Source organism: Nocardioides antri, from assembly GCF_008373765.1.
Classification (GTDB): Bacteria; Actinomycetota; Actinomycetes; order Propionibacteriales; family Nocardioidaceae; genus Nocardioides; species Nocardioides antri.
In genome coordinates, this window is the sequence record NZ_VUJW01000003.1 from 202,432 (window position 1) to 217,586 (window position 15,155).

Annotated in this window: 14 protein-coding genes; 10 read left to right on the forward strand and 4 right to left on the reverse strand. The window is 71.2% G+C overall.

Annotation, left to right across the window (positions count from 1 at the left end; genetic code table 11):
• Nucleotides 1-4 precede the first annotated feature (4 nt).
• The 7 genes from F0U47_RS07130 to F0U47_RS07160 all read left to right on the forward strand — a co-directional run bounded on the left by F0U47_RS07130 (nt 5) and on the right by F0U47_RS07160 (nt 5,014).
• Nucleotides 5-1,228 (forward strand): PspC domain-containing protein, encoded by a 1,224-nt coding sequence (locus F0U47_RS07130; protein WP_188111205.1) that lies wholly within the window; start codon nt 5-7, stop codon nt 1,226-1,228.
• Nucleotides 1,225-1,500: a hypothetical protein gene (locus F0U47_RS07135; RefSeq protein ID WP_149749632.1), complete on the forward strand. Its 276-nt coding sequence runs from the start codon at nt 1,225-1,227 to the stop codon at nt 1,498-1,500. Before F0U47_RS07130 ends, F0U47_RS07135 begins: the two co-directional genes overlap by 4 nt.
• Nucleotides 1,500-2,033 (forward strand): YbaK/EbsC family protein, encoded by a 534-nt coding sequence (locus F0U47_RS07140; protein ID WP_438362060.1) that lies wholly within the window; start codon nt 1,500-1,502, stop codon nt 2,031-2,033. The genes F0U47_RS07135 and F0U47_RS07140 overlap by 1 nt, the downstream gene beginning before the upstream one ends.
• A 4-nt stretch (nt 2,034-2,037) precedes the next feature.
• Nucleotides 2,038-2,943, forward strand: a complete 906-nt coding sequence (locus tag F0U47_RS07145; protein ID WP_149749634.1) for a hypothetical protein — start codon at nt 2,038-2,040, stop codon at nt 2,941-2,943.
• Nucleotides 2,944-2,984: 41 nt separating this feature from the next.
• Nucleotides 2,985-3,377: a hypothetical protein gene (locus F0U47_RS07150; protein ID WP_149749635.1), complete on the forward strand. Its 393-nt coding sequence runs from the start codon at nt 2,985-2,987 to the stop codon at nt 3,375-3,377.
• 82 nt (nt 3,378-3,459) lie between these two features.
• On the forward strand, nt 3,460-3,996 hold the full coding sequence (locus tag F0U47_RS07155; protein ID WP_149749636.1) for a SigE family RNA polymerase sigma factor: 537 nt from the start codon (nt 3,460-3,462) through the stop codon (nt 3,994-3,996).
• The gene (locus F0U47_RS07160) at nt 3,989-5,014 is read left to right on the forward strand and encodes a hypothetical protein (RefSeq protein WP_149749637.1); all 1,026 of its coding nucleotides are present in this window, start codon (nt 3,989-3,991) and stop codon (nt 5,012-5,014) included. The genes F0U47_RS07155 and F0U47_RS07160 overlap by 8 nt, the downstream gene beginning before the upstream one ends.
• Here the strand turns inward: F0U47_RS07160 and npdG are convergent.
• Nucleotides 4,989-5,699, reverse strand: coding sequence for an NADPH-dependent F420 reductase (gene npdG, locus F0U47_RS07165; protein ID WP_149749638.1), 711 nt, complete (start codon nt 5,697-5,699; stop codon nt 4,989-4,991). The two genes, F0U47_RS07160 and npdG, sit on opposite strands and share 26 nt — an antisense overlap.
• Nucleotides 5,700-5,795: 96 nt before the next feature.
• Here npdG and F0U47_RS07170 point away from each other — a divergent pair, with 96 nt between their 5' ends.
• From F0U47_RS07170 to F0U47_RS07180, 3 genes are all read left to right on the forward strand, one after another.
• Nucleotides 5,796-6,839 carry an LLM class F420-dependent oxidoreductase gene (locus F0U47_RS07170; RefSeq protein ID WP_149749639.1) on the forward strand — a complete coding sequence of 348 codons (1,044 nt, stop codon included), beginning with the start codon at nt 5,796-5,798 and terminating at the stop codon, nt 6,837-6,839.
• A 170-nt stretch (nt 6,840-7,009) separates the two neighbouring features.
• Nucleotides 7,010-9,175 carry an MMPL family transporter gene (locus F0U47_RS07175; RefSeq protein ID WP_149749640.1) on the forward strand — a complete coding sequence of 722 codons (2,166 nt, stop codon included), beginning with the start codon at nt 7,010-7,012 and terminating at the stop codon, nt 9,173-9,175.
• 74 nt (nt 9,176-9,249) lie between these two features.
• Nucleotides 9,250-11,814, forward strand: coding sequence for a bifunctional FO biosynthesis protein CofGH (locus F0U47_RS07180; protein ID WP_149749641.1), 2,565 nt, complete (start codon nt 9,250-9,252; stop codon nt 11,812-11,814).
• A 25-nt stretch (nt 11,815-11,839) separates the two neighbouring features.
• Here F0U47_RS07180 and F0U47_RS07185 read toward each other — a convergent pair whose 3' ends face one another.
• Genes F0U47_RS07185 through F0U47_RS07195 form a run of 3 tightly spaced genes read right to left on the reverse strand, consistent with a single transcriptional unit; the run spans nt 11,840 to nt 15,020 of the window.
• Nucleotides 11,840-13,108, reverse strand: a complete 1,269-nt coding sequence (locus tag F0U47_RS07185; protein ID WP_246159502.1) for a sugar ABC transporter permease — start codon at nt 13,106-13,108, stop codon at nt 11,840-11,842.
• Nucleotides 13,105-13,926 (reverse strand): ATP-binding cassette domain-containing protein, encoded by an 822-nt coding sequence (locus F0U47_RS07190; RefSeq protein ID WP_149749642.1) that lies wholly within the window; start codon nt 13,924-13,926, stop codon nt 13,105-13,107. Before F0U47_RS07190 ends, F0U47_RS07185 begins: the two co-directional genes overlap by 4 nt.
• A complete protein-coding gene (locus tag F0U47_RS07195) occupies nt 13,926-15,020 on the reverse strand; it encodes a substrate-binding domain-containing protein (RefSeq protein WP_149749643.1) in 1,095 nt (364 codons plus the stop codon). The genes F0U47_RS07190 and F0U47_RS07195 overlap by 1 nt, the downstream gene beginning before the upstream one ends.
• Nucleotides 15,021-15,155: the final 135 nt, after the last annotated feature.

Sequence of the window (15,155 nt, forward strand, 5' to 3'; positions counted from 1 at the left end):
TGGTATGACGACGACTCCACCCGAGGCCCCGAGCGGCTCCCACGAGCCGTCTCCCGAGGCTCCCCCGTCCCGGGGCCCCCGCGTGACCCGCGAGGAAGCCAAGGACCTCGGCCGGATCCGGCGCAGCACCACCGACCGCAAGATCGCGGGGGTGGCGGCCGGCGTCGCGCGTCACTTCGACGTCGACCCGCTGCTGGTCCGGGTCGCGTTCGTGCTGTTCGCGATCTTCGGCGGCGGCGGGATCCTGGCGTACGCCGCCGGCTGGCTCCTCATCCCGGAGGAGGGCAGCGACGACGGTGTGATCCGGGTCGACCACCGCACCCGCACGGTGCTGCTCGCCGTCGTCGGCGGCGTCTCCGCGCTGTCGCTGGTCGGCGACTCCCTGGGCGGCTGGAGCTTCCCCTGGCCGCTGGCGATCATGGGCCTGGTGATCGCGGCCGTCGCCGCCGCCGTCAAGCCCAAGCCCCACCCCGGCCCGCTGCCCAGCAGCGGCTGGATCCCGCCGGGAACGCCGGGCCAGGTCCCGGGCGCGCAGACGGGCTACGGACCGACGTACGTCGGCTATCAGCCCGACCTCGGTCCGCGTGCGCCGCGACAGCCCGACCCGCGCCGCCGCGGCCCGATCCTCTTCTGGTTCACGATGGCGCTCGCCGGCGTCGGCATCGCCCTCGTCGGCACCCTCGACCTCGCCGGCTGGGACGCGCCCGCGTCGGCGTACCCCGCCGCCGTGCTGGCCGCCTGCGGCGTGATGCTGCTCGTCGGCTCGGTCTACGGGCGTGCCGGCGGGCTGGTCTTCGTCGGCCTCGTCGCCGCAGCGGCCACGCTGGCGACCACCGTGGTGGCGGACGTCGCGGACGGCCAGATCGCCGGCCAGATCGACGCGAGGCCGACGACGGCAGCGGCCGTGGAGGACGAGTACACGCTCGGGATGGGCGAGATCATCCTCGACCTGAGCGACCTGTCCCAGGACGAGCTCGAGGCCCTCGACGGCCGCACCATCCAGGCCGACGTCCGGCTGGGCCACGTCCTGGTCCTGGTGCCCGAGGACGGGCTGGAGGTGGACGTGCTCAGCAGCATCGAGGGCGCCGGCGAGAGCGTGCTCTTCGACGACCGGCGCGACAGCTCGTTCGACGACTCCTACGGCGACGCTGCCGACCCGGACGTGACGCTGGACCTCGAGGTGCTGTTCGGACAGATCGAAGTGCGGACCAAGGAGGCAGCGCGATGACCGAGCCCGAGACCCCGGTCGAGGAGCGAGTCGAGGAGCGAGTCGAGGAGCCCTCCGGCTGGCACACCGTCAACGTCGGCCACCTGGTGATGGGCACGGCCTTCGTCGGCCTGGTGGTGGTCTGGGCGCTGATCAGCTCGGACCTGGTCGACCTGGCGGACGCGCGCTGGCTGCTGCCGTTCCCCTGGCTGGTCGCCGGTGTCGTCGGCCTGGCCGCGACCGTCCTGCGCAACCTCCGACGGCGACCCGGCAAGATGTCCGGGTGGATCTGATCTCCCTCCCGGGGCTCACCTCGCTGCCGGCGCTCGACCACCCCGAGCTGGTGGCGCCGCGGGTCGCCGCGGCGCTCGCCTCGTGGGCGGCGGCCGACGGTGTCGCGGTCGTGGAGATCCCCCCGGAGCTCGCCGACACCGCAGCCATGAGCGCGGCGTACGACCTCCCCCTCTCGGCCGGCGTCAACTGCGTGGTCGTCGCCGGCAGGCGGGAGGGCGAGGAGCGGGTCGCCGCGTGCCTGGTCCGCGCCGACACCCGTGCCGACGTCAACCACACGGTCAAGCGGCTGCTCGACGTACGGAAGCCGTCGTTCCTGCCGATGGGGCGGGCGGTGACCGAGTCCGAGATGGAGTACGGCGGCATCACGCCCGTCGGGCTCCCCGACGGATGGCGGCTGCTGGTCGACGCCCGGGTGCCGGACGTCGAGACCGCGATCATCGGCTCGGGCGTGCGCCGGTCCAAGCTCCTCCTCCCCGGCGCGCTGCTGGCACAGCTGCCCGGTGCCGAGGTCGTCGAGGGACTGGCAGGCTGAGGCGATGATGCGCCGAGTGCTCGCCGCCGCCACCGTCGTCGTCGTGCTCGCCGGGTGCGACGGCTCCGCCGAGCCCGACACCGAGCCGAGCGACGCGGTCGTCACCAGCAGCCCGACGAGCGAGGCCGTCGACCCCGGCCCCGTCGTGGAATGCCCCCGGGCCGTCGCGGAGCCCGATCCCCAGCTGCCGGACGAGGTGCCGGACGGCGCCACCTCGGTCCGCCTCTGCGACGGAGGCGCCGACGAGGTGACGCCGCCGCTGGACGCGCTCACGACCGACGTCGCGTCCGTGGCGAGCGCGATCAACGACCAGCCGCTGGTGTCGCGGGCCTGCGCCGACCGCCAGCTGCCGACGTACCAGCTGGCCTTCGGGTATCCCGACGGCTCGCGCTTCGTCGTCGCCGGCAGGTTCACCAGGTGCGGGGAGCTCCTCGTCGGCAGCGGCCGGCGCGCGAAGGCGGGTCCGCCGCTCCGCACCTTCCTCGACCTGCTCCAGGCGCAACGCTCGACGACGACCCCGCCCGACCGCATGTTCGGGCCCGACTCGCTCGACTGTGCGCAGCCGCAGCAGGAGTGGACCTGGCCGCTGGGTGACCCGGCCGAGCTGACCGTCGCGGTCCTCTGCGTCGGGCAGCCGGACCGACCCGGCGAGGCCCGGCGGGCGACGATCCCACCCGACGACCTGGCGACGCTCGTGGCGAGCATGGAGCGCCACACCGCGTCCACCGCCGACGTCTTCACCTGCCCGGTCCCCCGGACGGAGCACTGGATCGTCGGCGCGAACGCCTGGGGAGACCCGATCACGCTGCCCCACGGCTGCCTCGGCCCGACCATCCGCCCCGGCCGCGACTGGCGCCCGCGAGGAGAGGCGCGGGAGATCGTCCGAAAACTCGTGAAAAATGCGGGCTGACCAGGGCTTTTACATGCGCCACGGCGACCTACCATGGAGACGTGGCCACGTTTCCGGTGTCACCCGAGCCTGAGGGCATCGACGCACTGTTCGAGAGCTCTCCCGACCCCGACGTCCACACGTCGGCAGCCGCAGAGACCGGGTTCCTGCTCGGGCTCGCCGCCCTCCTCGCGGCCCCGTTCTCGGTGATGCACTCCTTCGCGCTCGGGTCCGGCGTGCTCGGCGCGCTCCTCGCCTTCCGCGGGCTCGCGGCGACGAGCAGCGCCCACGTCGCCGGCCGCGCCCTGGCGCCGTTCGGACTCGCCATGGCCGGGATGGCCCTGCTGGTCGTCTCCGTGCGCTACCTCGGCCTCGACACCGCGTTCGGCGACGAGCTCCTCCCGACCCTGCAGGGCTGGCTCGAGGACCTCAACACCCGCGTAGCCCGGCCCTGATCAAGCCGCGGCTGTCCGCGCCCGACGCTGGCGTGACAACCTTTCGGCCACCCTCGCCGCTTCTGGTGGTGAGAGGAGCGGCATGGACGGGAGCGTGGTGAGCGAGCAGACAGCAGCGCCGACCGAGACCGGCGACGCCTCGTTCGAGGCGTTCGTCGCCGCGCGGGGCGACGCCCTGTGGCGTTCGGCCTGGTTGCTCACCGGCGACCACCAGCTCGCCGAGGACCTCGTGCAGACCGCGCTCGCCAAGAGCTGGCGGGCCTGGTCCCGGGTAGGCCCCCACGGCTTCGAGGCGTACGTCCGGCGGGTGCTGTTCACGACGTACGCAGCCTGGTGGCGCCGCAAGTGGCGCGGCGAGCGGCCGACGGAGCACCTGCCCGAGGCGGCGACCACCCCCGGTGACAGCGACGCGCGCAACGACCTGGTCGCCGCGCTCGCCGACCTGCCGCGCGGGCAGCGAGCGGTCGTGGTGCTGCGCTACTTCGAGGACCTGACCGAGCAGCAGACCGGGGACCTGCTCGGCATCAGCCTCGGCACCGTTAAGAGCCAGTGCTCACGCGCGCTGGCAGCACTGCGTTCCTCTCCCCGTCTGCGACGAGAGGAGACCTCCGATGACTGACGAGCAGTGGCTGCGGGACGGGCTGGCCGACGCCGTGCCCGAGCCGCCCGGCAACCCCGACCGAGCCCGCGCTGCCCGGGGCCGGGCCCGGCGACGTCGTACGACGGTGCTCGCGGTCGTGGGCACGGCCGGTGCCGTGGCCGCTGCCGCCGCGCTCACCGCGACGCTCTCCTCCGGCGACGTGACCGACGACGACCAGACCGCCTCGGATCCGCCGGCGTCCGTCGTCGAGTGCCCACCGATCAAGATCCGTGACGGCGTCGCCCAGGGGTCCGCGATCGACCAGCCGGACCCCGACGCACCCGATGCCGTCCCCGGGGGCGCGACGTCCGCTCGGCTGTGCCAAGGGCCCGGCACGCCCCTCGAGGTGCCCGCGGACGCGCTCGTCACCGACGTCGAAACCTTGGCGGCCTCGATCAACGCGCTCGACGAGGCCCCTGAACACCAGATGTGCACGCACGACCTCGGCCCGGGCTATCGGATCGTGTTCGGCTACGGCGACAGCACGACCTTCGTCGTGAGCGGTCAGCTCTACGGCTGCCACACGTTGGTCGTCGGCAGCGGGTACCGCGCCGACCCGGAAGCCGCACAGAGTGACTTCCTGTCGCTGCTCCAAGCCCAGCGGGACGCAGCGGAACCTCCGGAGGAGCCGCCGGTCGCTCCCTCCTGCGAGACCGATGGCACCGCAGCCGACGCGACCGGTCAGGTGGCCGAGATGGCCGCAGCAGTGCTGTGCGTCAACGAAGGACGCGTGCCCCGTTGGTCGTTGCCGATCCCGGCCGACGACCTGGCCGCTCTGCTCGCCGACATCGAGGTGGAGGCGGTCCGAGGAGGCGGGGTCAACCGTTGCTACCGCGATGCACCCTGGATCTCAGGCGTCACAGTCTGGGGGGACCGTGTCGAGGTGGGCTACCACTGCGACACCTACGTCCTCCCCGATGGGCGGACCTGGGTGCCCTCGACGGAGGCCCAGCAGATCCTCGACCGGCTGGTCAGTGAGGTTCGCCCAGTCCCGTGATCCGCAGGCCGGAGTGGACCTTGTACTTCCGGTTGATCGAGATCAGCACGGCGGTGAAGGGCTCGAGCTGGCGGGCCAGCCGGAGCTTGCCGCCGTCGATGCCGACGCGGCCGGTGACCGAGGCGGCGAGGTTCATCGCGATCCCCTTCGCCTCGACGACGTCGCCGACGACGATCACGTCCTCGTCGAGGAACTCGATGTCGTCCCAGAGGCCGACGGCCGAGACGTTGTGGAAGGCGCCGACCACGGTCGCCTCGGGGGCGAGCTCCTGGGCGGACTCGGCCGCGGATCCCGCACCGTTGTTGATGATCCGGCCGTGCGCGCCGCGCTTGTCGAAGGCGAGCGGGTTGACGCAGGAGATCACGGTCTTGCCGGCCAGCGGCAGGGACGCCACGAGCTCGTCGTGGCCGTCGTACGGCACCGCGAGGAGCACGACGTCGCACTGCTCCACGGCGTGGGGGTTGGAGGCGCCGCTGACCTCGCCGGCGCCCGGGGCGCCGGCGAGCCGCTCCCGGACCTCCTCGGCGACGGCCTCGGCCTTCTCCGCCGCCCGGGACCCGAGGACGACCGAGTGCCCGCCACGGGCGAACCGGTAGCCCAGCCCCTTGCCCTGCGGGCCGGTGCCGCCGATCACGGCCACGCGGTACCTGGGATCCGACGCTGCATCCGACGTGGTCTCGGTCATTGGTCCTCCTAGGTCACATCCGGTCGACGTTGCGAACGTGACAGTACTACTGTCACAGTTGATGCCGAACGCTACCCCGTACCCGAAGGATCGCCCGTGAAGCTCTCCAGCTCGTTGATGTACGCCGGCAACCCGCGCGAGGCCGCCGACCAGGTGACCGCTCTCGAGCAGGCCGGTCTCGACACCATCTGGGTCGCCGAAGCCTACGGCTTCGACTCCCCGACGCTGATGGGCTACCTCGCCGCGAAGACCGAGACGATCGAGATCGGCTCCGCGATCCTCAACATCTACTCCCGCACGCCGGGCGCTCTGCTCCAGACCGCGGCGGGCCTCGACAACGTCAGCGGCGGGCGCGCGATCCTCGGCCTCGGCGCGTCCGGGCCCCAGGTGATCGAGGGCTTCCACGGCGTCCCCTACGCCAGCCAGCTCGGCCGGACCCGCGAGATCGTCGACCTGATCCGGCGCGGTCTGCGGCGCGAGGTGCTCACCAACGACGGCATCTTCAAGCTCCCCCTGACCAAGGAGAACGGCGCGGTCACCGGCCTCGGCAAGCCGCTGAAGCTGCTCACCCACCCCGAGCGCGACAGCGTGCCGATCTACATCGCCGCACTCGGCCAGAAGTCGGTCCAGGGCACGGCCGAGTACGCCGACGGCTGGCTGCCGTTCCTCTACTACCCCGAGAAGGCCAAGGAGGTCTGGGGCGAAGCCGTGGCCAACGGCACGGCGAAGCGCCCCGACTCGCTCGCCCCGCTCGAGGTGGTCGCGGGCGGTATGTGCGCGATCGGCGACGGACCGGAGACGAAGGCGCTGCTCGACTTCGCCCGCCCCCTGATCGCCCTGTACGTCGGCGGCATGGGCGCGCGCGGCAAGAACTTCTACAACGACCTCTTCTGCGACTACGGCTTCGAGAAGGAGGCGAAGGAGATCCAGGACCTCTACCTCGACGGCAAGAAGCGGGAGGCGGAGGCACTGGTCCCGATGGAGTTCCTCGAGGCGATGAACCTGGTGGGCCCCGAGTCCTACGTCAAGGAGCGGATCGCCGCCTACCAGGAGTCGGGCGTCACCAACCTGCAGATCACACCGGCGGCCGAGGACGCCCCCGCCCTCGTGCGCAGGATGAAGGAGCTCATCTCCGCCTGAGCCCGCTTGTCCGGAGTGTCACGGACCGGCCCGGCCTGGTGTCTTCATGACGCCTGCCGGGCCGGTTGCGTCGTACCAGGGTGGATCCCCGATGAATCCCTGACGTTCTCGGGGTCGGATCCGGCGAAACCCTGATGCCAATGTCCGTGCCTCCTGGAAGGCTGCTTCCCATGCACCGTCAGATAGCCGGTTCCCTGACCGGCCCCGTCACCAAATGGATCGTCCTCGTCGCCGTCGTGCTGATCGCCGGCGGCCTCGGCTCATTGGCCGGGAAGCTCGTCGACGTCCAGAACAACGAGACCCAGTCCTGGCTCCCCGAGAGTGCCGAGTCGACGAAGGCGTTCGACAAGCTGGGAGAGTTCCAGGACGAGTACGACGTCGGCACGACGGTCGTCTACTACCGTGCCTCCGGCCTCACCGAGGCCGACCTCGCCGCGATCGAGGAGCAGGCAGCCGAGATCGAGGAGCTCGACGGCATCAGCAACGTGCTGACGCCCGGCCGGGCTGCGGCTGCGGCCGAGGAGCTGCCGGAGGGTGCGCCGGCACCCCCGCCGTTCGTGTCCGAGGACAACCAGGTCGCCAAGATCGAGTTCACCGTCAACTACGGCGACAAGCTGTGGGAGGAGCTGCCCACGCTCAAGGAGGACGTCGACGACATCACCTCGCTGCCTGACGGGGGCGAGGTCTACCTCGCCGGCGCCGGCGGGCAGAACGCCGACGCGGCGACGATCTTCACGTCCTTCGACAGCAAGCTGCTGCTGATCACGCTCGGCGTGGTGATCCTGATCCTGCTCGTCAGCTACCGCAGTCCGCTGCTCTGGATCCTGCCGATCATCAGCGCGCTGGTGTCGCTCGGCGCCTCGATGGGCCTGCTCTACCTCCTGGCCAAGAACACCGACCTCACCGTCAACGGCCAGACCCAGTTCATCATGACGGTGCTCGTCATCGGCGCCGGCACCGACTACGCGCTGCTGCTGATCGCCCGCTACCGAGAAGAGCTACGCCGCCACGAGGACCGCCACGAGGCGATGGCGTTCGCGCTGCACCGGGCGGCCCCGGCCATCCTGGCCAGTGCGGCGACGGTCGCCGTCGGCCTGCTGTGCCTGCTGTTCGCCGACCTCAACTCGACCGCTGGCCTGGGCCCGGCCAACGCCGTCGCCATCGTGGTGACCGTGCTGGTGATGGTCACCCTGCTGCCGGCGCTGCTGGTGATCTTCGGCCGCTGGATGTTCTGGCCGTTCGTCCCCCACTTCGGCTCCCAGGAGCCCACGGCGTCCGGCTTCTGGGCCAAGGTCGGCAGGTCGGTCAGCGGACAGCCGCGGATGGTGTGGATCGGCACCGCCGCTGCCCTCGCGGTGGTCTGCCTCGGGTTCCTGCGCCTCGACACCGGCGGCATCCCGAGCGACGAGCAGTACACGACCGACCAGGACTCGGTGACCGGCCAGGGGATCCTGGTCGACCACGGTCTCGTCGACTCCAGCACGCCGATCCAGGTCGTCGCCAACGCCGACCGGGCCGAGGCCGTCGTGACGGCGATGCAGGGCATCGACGGCATCGGGGAGCCGGCCCTGGTCGCCACCAAGGACGGCACGTCGCTGATCGTGGCGGAGCTGAGGAGCGATCCCTACTCCGAGAGCGCTTTCACAGCAGTGGAGGACGTCCGCGACGCTGTCCACGGCGTCGACGGGGCCGACGGGCTGACGACCGGCATCAGCGCGGTGACGGTCGACATCATGGAAGCGTCCGACCGCGACAACAAGGTGATCATCCCGATCGTCCTGCTGGCCGTGCTGCTCATCCTGTTCATCCTGCTGCGATCGGTGTTGTCGCCGCTCCTGCTGATCGGCACCGTGATCCTGTCGTTCGGCGCTGCGCTCGGGATCTCGGGCCTGGTGTTCGACTTCATCTACGGTCACCACCAGACCGATCCCGGGTTCCCGCTGTGGGCGTTCGTGTTCCTGGTCGCCCTGGGCATCGACTACAACATCTTCCTGATGACCCGGGTGCGCGAGGAGACCATGAACCACGGGACGCGGAAGGGGTCGTTGATCGCCCTCTCCTCGACCGGTGGCGTGATCACCTCGGCCGGCATCGTGCTGGCAGCCACCTTCGCCGCCCTCGCGACGATGCCGCTGACCTTCACGCTGCAGCTCGGCACCACCATCGCGCTCGGGGTGCTGCTCGACACGATGATCGTCCGCTCGGTCCTGGTGACGGCGCTCAACCTCGACCTCGGCGGCAAGATCTGGTGGCCGAGCAAGCTCGACGCCGAGGACCGGCAGCTGCCCGAGCCGGGGCAGGAGCCGGAGCGGGAGAAGGTGCCCGCGCTCGACTGAGCACGGCGCGTCCGACGACCCCCTGCACTAGAACGTGTTCTAGTGCAGGGGGTTGTCCGTTAGTCTTGGCGTCGATGTCCGATTCTTGGCCCGACCAGCCCACCCCCCAGCAGGTCCGCCGGGCTCTCGCCCGAGCCGAGCGCGGGGCGGCCCTCGATCTCGACGAGGCGACCGCATTGCTGGCGGCGACGGGCGAGGACCTCGACCGGTTGACAGCCGCCGCCGCGAAGGTGCGCGACGCGGGCCTGGTCGCGGCGGGCCGGCCGGGAGTCCTCACCTACTCCCCCAAGGTCTTCATCCCGATCACCCGGCTGTGCCGCGACAAGTGCCACTACTGCACCTTTGTCGAGACCCCGAAGCAGGCCGCGCGGGAGGGTCGGGCGCCGTACCTCTCTCCGGACGAGATCCTCGCCATCGCCCGCGACGGCGCCGCCCTGGGCTGCCTGGAGGCGCTGTTCACATTGGGCGACCGTCCCGAGGACCGGTGGCCCGAGGCTCGTGCGTGGCTGGACGAGCAGGGCTACGACTCCACGCTCGCCTACATCCGGGCGATGGCGGTGCGGGTGCTGGAGGAGACCGGCCTGCTGCCGCACCTGAACCCGGGCGTGATGTCGTGGGAGGAGCTCAACCGACTCAAGCCGGTCTCGCCGTCGATGGGCATGATGCTCGAGACCACGTCGCGCCGGCTGTTCGAGACCAAGGGCGAGGCCCACTACGGCTCCCCCGACAAGGATCCCGAGGTCCGGCTCCGGGTGCTGGACGACGCCGGCCGGCTGTCGGTGCCGTTCACGACCGGCCTGCTGGTCGGCATCGGCGAGACGCTCCGGGAGCGGGCGGAGACGATCTTCGCGTTGCGCCGTACCTCCCGCGCCTACGGCGCAGTCCAGGAGGTCATCGTCCAGAACTTCCGCGCCAAGCCCGACACCGCGATGCGCCACGCCGACGACCTCGGGCTCGACGACTACCGCGCCGCGATCGCGGTCACCCGCCTCGTCCTCGGCCCGAAGGCACGCGTCCAGGCTCCCCCCAACCTCGTGGACCTGACCGAGTGCCGGCTGCTGCTCGAGGCCGGTGTCGACGACTGGGGCGGTGTGTCGCCGCTGACGCCCGACCACGTCAACCCCGAGCGCCCGTGGCCCTCGCTGGACCGGCTCCGCGAGCTGACCGCCGCCTGTGGGTTCGAGCTCAGGGCGCGGCTGACGGTGCACCCGGAGTACGTCGTCGGTGCGCTCCAGCGCGGAGAGCCGTGGATCGACCCGCGGGTCGCCGGCCACGTCGCCGCGCTCGCCGGTGACGACGGGCTCGCCGTGCCCGGCGTCAAGCCCACCGGCCTGCCCTGGCAGGAGCCGGACGGCGGCGGTCTCGACAAGCTCGACCAGCAAAGTTGGGGCCGCACCGACCTCCACACCGGCGTCGACACCGAGGGCCGCACCGACGACCGGCGCGGCGACTTCGCCTCCGTCTACGGCGACTGGGACGAGGTCCGAGACCTCGCCGCGACCACCGGGGCCCCCGCGGTGCTCCACGCCGAGGGCAGCGACGCGCTGCGCGCTGCCGAGCAGGATCCCGGCAACCTCTCCGACGAGCACGCCCTGACCCTGATGACGGCCGAGGGCGACCTGCTCCGCGAGGTGGTCCGGCTGGCCGACGACCTGCGCCGCGAGACGGTCGGCGACGCGGTGACCTACGTCGTCAACCGCAACATCAACTTCACCAACGTCTGCTACGTCGGCTGCCGGTTCTGCGCGTTCGCCCAGCGGCGCACCGACGCCGACGCCTACTCGCTGTCCTACGACGAGGTGGCCGACCGCGCGCAGGAGGCCTGGGACCTCGGCGCGACCGAGGTGTGCATGCAGGGCGGCATCGACCCGGAGCTGCCGGCGACGGCGTACTTCGACCTCGTGCAGGCCGTGAAGCAGCGCGTGCCCGAGATGCACGTGCACGCCTTCTCCCCGATGGAGGTCGTCAACGGCACCGCCCGCACCGGCCTGAGCATCGAGGACTTCCTCATCAAGACCCGCGAGGCCGGCCTCGGCTCCCTGCCCGGCACCGCCGCGGAGATCCTCGACGACGAGGTCCGCTGGGTGCTCACCAAGGGCAAGCTCCCCGCCCGCACCTGGATCGAGATCGTCTCCACCGCGCACCGGCTCGGGATCCCGACGACCTCGACGATGATGTACGGACACGTCGACAACCCCCGGCACTGGGTCGCCCACCTCCGCGTCCTCTCCCGGGTCCAGGACCAGGCTCTCGAGGCCGGCCGCACCGGCTTCACCGAGTTCGTGCCGCTCCCCTTCGTGCACACGAGCGCGCCGATCTACCTCGCCGGCGTCGCCCGCCCCGGCCCGACGCTGCGCGACAACCTCGCCGTGCACGCGATGGCCCGGATCCTCCTCCACGACCGGATCTCCAACATCCAGACCAGCTGGGTCAAGCTCGGCGTCGACGGCACCCGCGCGATGCTGCAGGCGGGCGCCAACGACCTCGGCGGCACCCTGATGGAGGAGACCATCTCCCGGATGGCCGGCTCCGAGCACGGCTCCGCCAAGACCGTCGCCGAGCTCACCGAGATCGGAGCCGGCATCGGCCGCCCGGTGCGCGAGCGGACGACGACGTACGACGCGCCGCCCGCCCGCTGACCGAGCTGGCTGGTCCTGGCGCGGGCTAACCCCGTCCGCTGCTGGAGCGGGCCCGACGCGCCACCGAGTCGATGGCGACGGCGAGCAGGAGCACGCCTCCGGTCACGATGAAGCGCACGTCGGAGTCGACGTTCATCAGGTTGAGCCCGGACTCGATCGCCTGGAGCACCAGGATCCCGAGCATCGCGGCGTACGCGGACCCACGGCCACCGAAGAGGCTGGTGCCGCCGATGACCGCCGCGGCGATCGCCGTCAGGTTGGTGTCACCGGTGCCGCTGGCCTGCGAGACCGAGGTCAGCTGAGCCGCGGCCAGCACACCGCCCAGGGCCGCGAACGCCGAGCAGAGGACGAACGCGGAGCAGTAGACGAGCCCGACCCGGATGCCCGACCGCCGCGCCGCCTCCTCGTTGCCGCCGATGGCGAACAGGTGCCGTCCCCAGCGGGTCCGGCGGAGGAGGAAGTCCATCAGCACCACGAGCGCCGCGAAGAGCACCGGGAGGTAGCCCCAGCCGCGGGCGATCCCGAGGTAGTAGGTGAGCCACGCGAGACCGAGACCGAGGGCCGCGGTCTTCAGGATGATGCCCAGCAGGTTCGGCGGGGTCAGGCCTGCCGCCCGGCGCTGGCGGATCGCCCACAGCCGGGAGCCGAGGTAGGCGAGGGTGACCACCGCGACGAGCAGGTAGGCCTGGCCGTCGGTGAGGAACTTGTTGCGGGCGAACTCCGCGATGCCGGAGTCGCGCGGGACGTTGATGCTGCCGTCGGAGAGGACCCACAGCAGCGCGCCCTCGAACGCCAGCAGTCCGGCGAGGGAGAACACGAAGCTCGGCACGCCGACCCAGACGAAGAGTGCGGCGTAGAACGCGCCGATCACCGCCCCCACCAGGATCGCCGCCCCCATCGCCAGCCAGAGCGAACGCCCCTGGTCGACCAGCAGCACGGCCATGACCGCTGCTGCGAAGCCGGACACGGAACCCACGCTCAGGTCGATCTCACCGAGCAGGAGCACGATGACGATGCCGAGCGAGATGATCCCCACCGGCGCCGCGAAGAGCATCATCGACACCAGGCTGCGCGAGGACAGGAACGTCGGCTCGTACAGGTAGAAGACGGTGCCGATGATGATGAGGCCGAGGACCACCGGCATCATGCCGAGCTCGCCGCCCTTGATCTGGCCCCAGAGCTGCCGCAGGTAGTCGGCCGGCGAGACCACCCGGATCAGTCGCTCGTCGGCCGCGTCGGCGGCGACGGGGACGCCGGGCGCTGCGGTGGGGTCGCTCTCACGCAGATCGGTCACTGCTCTCCCTCCCCGGGAGCCGCGCGGCGCGCGGCGCGCGCTGCGACGACGTTGTCGGACGCCCCGGTGATGGCGGCGACCAGCTGGTCGGTGGTGGCCTCCTCGGTGCGGAACTCCGCCGCGTTGCGGCCGAGCCGGAGCACGACGATGCGGTCTGAGACCGCCTGCACGTCGGCCATGTTGTGGCTGACCAGGATCACTCCCAGCCCGTGCTCCCGGAGCCGCTCCACGAGGTTGAGAACCTCCGCGGTCTGGGCGACGCCGAGCGCCGCGGTGGGCTCGTCGAGCATCACCACCCGCGGCTCGCCCACCAGCGACCGGGCGATGGCCACGGTCTGCCGCTGGCCGCCGGAGAGGGACGCCACCGGGATCCGGACCGACGGGATCTTCGCGGAGAGGCTGCGCAGCAGCCGCCACGCCTCCTTCTCCATCGAGACCTCGTTCATCACCGGCCCGAGGTGGTGCTCCTTGCCGAGGAACAGGTTGGCCACCACGTCGAGGTTGTCGCACAGGGCGAGGTCCTGGAACACGGTGGCGATGCCGAGGTGCTGCGCGGCGGACGGTCCCGAGATGGACACCGCCTGCCCGCCGACCTCGATGATGCCGCTGTCGGGCTGGTAGACGCCGGCGATCGTCTTGACGAGCGTCGACTTCCCGGCACCGTTGTCGCCGACCAGGGCGACGACCTCGCCGGCGTGCACCTCCAGCGCCACGTCGGTCAGCGCCTGGACGGCGCCGAACCGCTTGTTGATCCCGGTCAGGGACAGGACCCGCTCGGCCCTGCCCCTGACCGTGGTCTCGTAGTCGGTGACCGTCATCAGGAGATGCCGGCCGCCTCGCAGGCCTCCACGTAGTCGCCGGTGCAGATGTCCGACGCCTCGTAGAACCCGTCGGCGATGACGGTGTCGTTGACGTTGTCGGCGGTCACGACCACCGGGTCGAAGATGTACGACGGAACGCCCTCGAAGTCGGTCTGCTCCACTCCGGTCTCCGTGGTGGCCGGCGCCTCCTCGCCGTCGGCGAGCGCCACCGCGACCTCGGCCGCGGTCTCGGCCTCCAGCTTGATCGACTTGTAGATCGTCATCGCCTGCTCACCCACGAGGATCCGCTGGATCGCCGCGATCTCGGCGTCCTGCCCGGTCACCGGCGGCAGCGCGTCGGCGGGGACGTCGGCACCCGTCAGGGCCGCGATGACGCCGCCGGCCTGGCCGTCGTTGGCGGCGTACACGCCGTCGATCTCCGACGGGTCGTACTTGTTGAGCTGGTCGGTGGTCCACTGCTGGGCCTGCTCGGGGCTCCAGTCGGGGTTGTCGAACTCCGCGAGGACGGTGAGGCCGCTCTCGTCGATCACGCTGTGCGCGCCGGCCTTGAACTGCGCGGCGTTGGGATCGCTCGGCGCGCCGTTGAGCATCAGGATGCTGCCCTCGTCGCCCATGGCCTCGACGAGCGCCTCGGCCTGAAGGCGTCCGACCGTCTCGTTGTCGAAGGACATGTAGTAGTCGGCGTTCTCGATGAACCGGTCGTAGGCGATGACCGGCACGTCCTGGCTCTGCGCCTCGTCGACCATGCCGGCCGCGGTCTCGAAGTTCACCGGGTCGAGCACGACCACGTCGGCGCCCTGGTCGAGCACGCTCGTGAGCTGCTCGGCCTGCTTGGACTCGTCCTGGTCGGCGTTCTGGTAGAGGATCTCGCAGTCGGAGCACAGCTCCTCGACCTTGGCCTCGAACAGCGGGCGGTCGTGCTCCTCGTAGCGGGTGGTCGCCGTCTCGGGCAGCAGCAGCGCGATGGTGGCGCCGCCACCGCCCTCGCCGCCGTCCTCTGCCTCGTTGGCGCCACAGGCGGTCAGCGTGATGGCTCCGAGTACGACGGCGGCGCCGAAGCCGGCAGCGCGGTGGAACGTGGATGTGGACATGAGACTCCTCGACGCGGGGTGCGGAACACGAACTTGGGTCGAGTGTCGACCGTCACGTTCTTGCCGTCAAGACTTGAACATAAAAGATTCGAATCCCGGATTCTGCCGTCGCTAGTGATCGCGGCTTGACCACAA

Excerpts from the sequence above, each read along its gene's own strand:
- F0U47_RS07195 (WP_149749643.1), bottom strand. The coding sequence starts at position 15,020 with ATGTCCACATCCACGTTCCACCGCGCTGCCGGCTTCGGCGCCGCCGTC.
- F0U47_RS07145 (WP_149749634.1), top strand. The coding sequence starts at position 2,038 with ATGATGCGCCGAGTGCTCGCCGCCGCCACCGTCGTCGTCGTGCTCGCC.
- F0U47_RS07130 (WP_188111205.1), top strand. The coding sequence starts at position 5 with ATGACGACGACTCCACCCGAGGCCCCGAGCGGCTCCCACGAGCCGTCT.
- npdG (WP_149749638.1), bottom strand. The coding sequence starts at position 5,699 with ATGACCGAGACCACGTCGGATGCAGCGTCGGATCCCAGGTACCGCGTG.
- F0U47_RS07135 (WP_149749632.1), top strand. The coding sequence starts at position 1,225 with ATGACCGAGCCCGAGACCCCGGTCGAGGAGCGAGTCGAGGAGCGAGTC.
- F0U47_RS07180 (WP_149749641.1), top strand. The coding sequence starts at position 9,250 with ATGTCCGATTCTTGGCCCGACCAGCCCACCCCCCAGCAGGTCCGCCGG.
- F0U47_RS07155 (WP_149749636.1), top strand. The coding sequence starts at position 3,460 with ATGGACGGGAGCGTGGTGAGCGAGCAGACAGCAGCGCCGACCGAGACC.
- F0U47_RS07175 (WP_149749640.1), top strand. The coding sequence starts at position 7,010 with ATGCACCGTCAGATAGCCGGTTCCCTGACCGGCCCCGTCACCAAATGG.
- F0U47_RS07190 (WP_149749642.1), bottom strand. The coding sequence starts at position 13,926 with ATGACGGTCACCGACTACGAGACCACGGTCAGGGGCAGGGCCGAGCGG.
- F0U47_RS07160 (WP_149749637.1), top strand. The coding sequence starts at position 3,989 with ATGACTGACGAGCAGTGGCTGCGGGACGGGCTGGCCGACGCCGTGCCC.